Annotated in this window: 2 protein-coding genes; both read left to right on the top strand. The window is 70.0% G+C overall.

The window, feature by feature from the left end; all coding sequences use genetic code 11:
• The coding region (locus ACFVYI_RS42235; RefSeq protein WP_387895418.1) for a WD40 repeat domain-containing protein at positions 1-2,770 on the top strand (2,770 nt) is incomplete at its 5' end.
• Between the two features lie 293 nt (positions 2,771-3,063).
• On the top strand, positions 3,064-4,185 hold the full coding sequence (locus ACFVYI_RS42230) for a hypothetical protein (protein ID WP_387895415.1): 1,122 nt from the start codon (positions 3,064-3,066) through the stop codon (positions 4,183-4,185).
• The last annotated feature ends 91 nt before the right edge of the window (positions 4,186-4,276 follow it).

Raw genomic sequence — 4,276 nt, 5'->3', positions numbered from 1 at the left:
GGGCGTGCAGGACACGAGCCGTCCCGCCGACCGCGCCGAGCTGGAGTCCCTGGGGACCGGTGACGGCGGCACCGATACAGCGGCGGTGCTGGAAGGCCTGGCCCGGGCCCGGCTGATCACCCTGGACGGCGACACCGTCCACCTGGCCCACGAGGCCTTGATCAGTTGCTGGCCGCGGCTCAACGCGTGGGTCGAGGACAGCCGCGACAGGCTGCGCCAGCATCGGCGCCTCACCGAAGCGGCCAAGGTGTGGGAGGAACTGGGCCATGACCCCGGAGCGCTCTACCGGGGCACTCGTCTGGCAGCGGCCGTAGCGACCTTCGCGACCGAGGAGCACCGCGATGACCTCACCCTGCTGGAGCTCCGCTTCCTCACCGCCGGTCTCGCCGCCCGCGACCAGGAGCACCGAAGCGCGGAGCGTTCCGCCCGGCGGCTGCGGACCCTGGTGACCACGCTGTCCGCCCTTGTCGTGCTCGTCCTGCTGGCCGGGGAGATCGCGTGGCAGCAGAACCTGACCGGCGAACGCCGCCGCACGGAGGCCGCCGCCCGCCGGGCCGCCGCGGTGGCGGACGGCATGCGCTCCTCCGACCCGGTCACGGCGATGCGGCTGAGCCTCGCCGCGTGGAAGACCGCCGATCTCCCCGAGTCACGGTCCGCACTGCTCGGCGCCACCGTCCAGCCGGACCAGGACGTCTTCACCGATCCGCCGTCCGACAAAGCCGTCCCGCAGACGCACTTCCTCAGCGGCGACGGCCGCACGTTGGTCGGTGTGGGCCGGGACGAGGTGGTGAAGTGGGACGTCGACACACACCGGCGAGTGGCAACACTCCCCGGCCTGGGGGCCGAGGCCGATGACGTGGAGGACATGAGCGCCGACGCCCGGACACTCGCCGTATTCAAGCACGATCACGTGAACGTGTGGGACCTGACCGCAGAGCGTAAGGGCGGCTCCCTGGGGGCAGGTTACCCGTTCGACTCCGGATTGAGCGGAACCGCGGGCCGGCTCGGTCCGAGTGGGCGGACGCTGCTCCTCTTCGCCACCGCAGGCACGGACGACGTGATCCAGGTCCTGGATGTCCGCTCCGGCCGGCTGCTTCTCGAACGACGTACCAGGGACGGCGCGAACAAGCAGGTCACCCGCGACGAGCTGCGCCGTATACCGGAAGTCAGGCAGCGGCGGCTGTGGGCGGAGAACCGCACGCAGAACTACCCGTACCCCGAAGCGTCGGTCAGCCCCGACGACCGCCTGATGGCGTTATGCGTTCCGGGCGAGCGGGTCCAGGTGTGGAACGTGCCCGAACAGCGCGAAGTCCCGCTCTCCGGGGCTCCCGAGGCCACCGCGCAGCAGTGCCTCGGCCAGGCGGTCGAGTTCACGCCGGACAGCCGCCGGCTGGCAGTCGTCGACAGCGGGAGAGTCCGCCTCTGGGACACCGCTTCGGGTACGGAGCTCCCACGGATCGACCATCCCGACATCACGGAGGCGGCGTTCAGCGCGGACGGAACGCTCATGGTGGCCTCGGACGGCAAGGAGATGCTGCTGTGGCGCCTTGACACACCATCGGTCCCACTCCTGCGGCATCCGCTCGCCAACACCGACTCCAGCCAGTTCAGACTGGATCCGGACGCACACCGGATCCGCTACCTGGAAGGCTCGACCGGAGCAGTGGTCCGCACCATCGACATCACGAACGCCCTCGCCCCGGCCTGGACGAGCCAGCCGATCGCGGCTGCCGTGTTCAGCCCCGACGGTGGCACGCTTGCCACGCTGCCGTCGCCCACGGGCGGGGACATGTACCGCTTCCAACTGCGCGATCTCCGCAACGGAGGACACGTCGTCGACCTTCCCGACATGTCCTGCCCGGCGCACCCCAACGGCAAGCAGGTTTCCCTCCCCTGCACCGTCCTCATGGCGTTCCGTCCCGACGGGGGAGCCTTCGCCTACGGTGTCGTCGACGTCGACCAGTACAGCTCAGCGCCCAGCGTGTCCATCTGGGACATCTCCACCGGTCGCACGACCGCAACCCTGCACCTCGTGGCTCCCGAAGGTTACCTTGCGGCCGACGTCAACGCGATCGCCTTCACACCGGACGGAAGATCGCTCCTGGTCTCACGGATGCCGCAGCAGGCGTCGTTCGTCGAGGTCTGGGACGTATCCCAGCGGACCAGGACCCGGGTGATCTTCGACGCCGCTGGAGAACGACTCGCCGTCCGGCCGGACGGACAGCTCATCGTCACCTCACACAACCAACTCGCCGACCTGCCATCCGGCCAAGTGAACCCACGTACGCTCACCCAGAACACGACCCACACCGTGGCCTTCAGCCCGGACGGCAAGTACCTGGCCACCGGCGATGAAGCCGGCCGCGTCACCCTCTGGGACGGCAATGCCGAGAGAAACCTGGGTGTACTGCCCGGCACCTTCAGACCCACCGCCGTAGGAGGGTTCGACCCCATCTCCGCACTCGCCTTCTCCAACAACGGCCGCACCCTGGCCGCTGCGGGCACCGACGGCACGCTGCGGATGTGGGACCTCGCATCCCACCAAGCACTCGGTCCCGCCCTACCCACGGTAGGAGGTGCCACGCTCTCCCTGGTGTTCGGCCCCAACGACCGCACCCTGCGCATAGCAACTGAGCACGCGCCCGAACACGAGATCACGGTCGCCCCGAACCAGGGAGCCGCCGCCATCTGTGAACGAGCCGGAGGCGGACTGCCCCAAGCCGACTGGGATACCTACCTACCCGAGGTGTCCTACCGGAAGATCTGCTGACCCCGGCGGCTTCACCGTCGACGAACGATGGACGGACACCGCGTGCCCAGGCCGGGAGGCGTCGCGTCGGCCTGCGGGAAGAGCACCCAACGCCAGCCCCGCAGCCTCGCCGTCGACGGCTGCCCCCGGCAGGTGGCCCGCCCCACCAGAACGGTTTCGCCTGGGTTCTGGCTCAGCTTCTGTGGGCTGCACACGCTGAGTGTCGGGCGACTGGGCCTCAGGCCGTCCTGAAAACCGATTGGTCGGCCGCTGCCGAGCTGCGATGATGCCTCCGTTTCCCAGACGGAGGACGTTTGTTCGTTTTCGTGTGTGCGGGATGTGGCGCTGAGCTGACCACTCCGCTGTCCCAGGTCGCCCTGCCGGTCCACGCCCATCAGAAGTACGGGAACGGGATTCAGCTCCCGGTGCTCATGGAGTCGGGCACGTTCGCCGTGGACTCGGAGCCCTGGGGGCCGCCGTGGCGAAGGTGGGAGGAAATCCATCCGAACGAGGCGGCCGCCCGCGGTGTCTACGCGCCGGTCTACGCCCTGTCCGACGGCGCGCCGGGTGCGATCGTCATCGCGCCCGGCAACGCCCGCCGAACCGTGTTGATCCCGGAGAACCGCGGAGGCGGCTACTGCTGCGGCCTCGACGGGGCCGACGGTCCCAACGTGGCCTGCGTGGAATGTGCTCTGCCAGTAGCGAGTCGGATCGACGACTGCTCGCTGTGGCAGGCGATGTGGCTCGCCCCGACCGCCGTGCGCCGCCTCCCCGTCGGCGGAGTCGACGCCGCACCGCTCTCCTGGGGGGACCTGATGGCGGAAGGAAGGGGTACGCCCCCGTTCGAGCCGATTGCCGCATGGGGGGCACGGACGGGGGCGGGCCACTGGGCGAACTACTGGTGGTCGTGGAGCCCGCGGTGGGAGGCGGCGGCAGGCCGGGCGCTCGCCCACCTGCTGGTGGCCTCGGAGGGTCGCACGGTGATCGTCCCGGACGGCCTGGTCGGGGAGGTGTTCCAACGCGCGCTCCACGCACTGCTACCCGCAGGTCCGCTCGCGCAGCGCGCCGTCCTGGCCGGACCGGGGCTGCCTGCTCCCCGCGGGGGTGCCGACATCCTCCTCGTGCCGTCCCATCCGCAGACGGGGGAGGCCTGGGCCCCGGCAAACCCGGCGGCGCACCTGGTGCCACTGCCGTTCGGAGTGTGGCTGTGGATGGTCTCCCCCGAGTCGGACCCACCCGTTCCCATGTCGGGAGGCCTGCCCGACGGCGTCCTCCGTGACGACTTCGACGCGCCCGCGCTGCTCCCCGGTCGCCTGTTCCGGGCCGACCCGGGAGTGTTCCGGCACACCCTGGCTCGGCTGCCGGCCGTCCGCAGACCGTGGCTGCGCGAGATCCTGGACGGTCTCCAACGGCACAATCGCGCGGACCTCTTCTAGTACTGCAACGGTGCTTACCGTGACGAGGCTTCAGCTCTTGGGCTGTGGCCTCGTCTCTTGTAGTGGCTGGTCCGGGCCTGATGTTGGCGTC

It is taken from the genome of Kitasatospora sp. NPDC058218, from assembly GCF_042882445.1.
Lineage (GTDB): Bacteria > Actinomycetota > Actinomycetes > Streptomycetales > Streptomycetaceae > Kitasatospora.
Note: the sequence above shows the minus strand (reverse complement) of the source record. Positions and strands in the feature narration are given on the sequence as shown.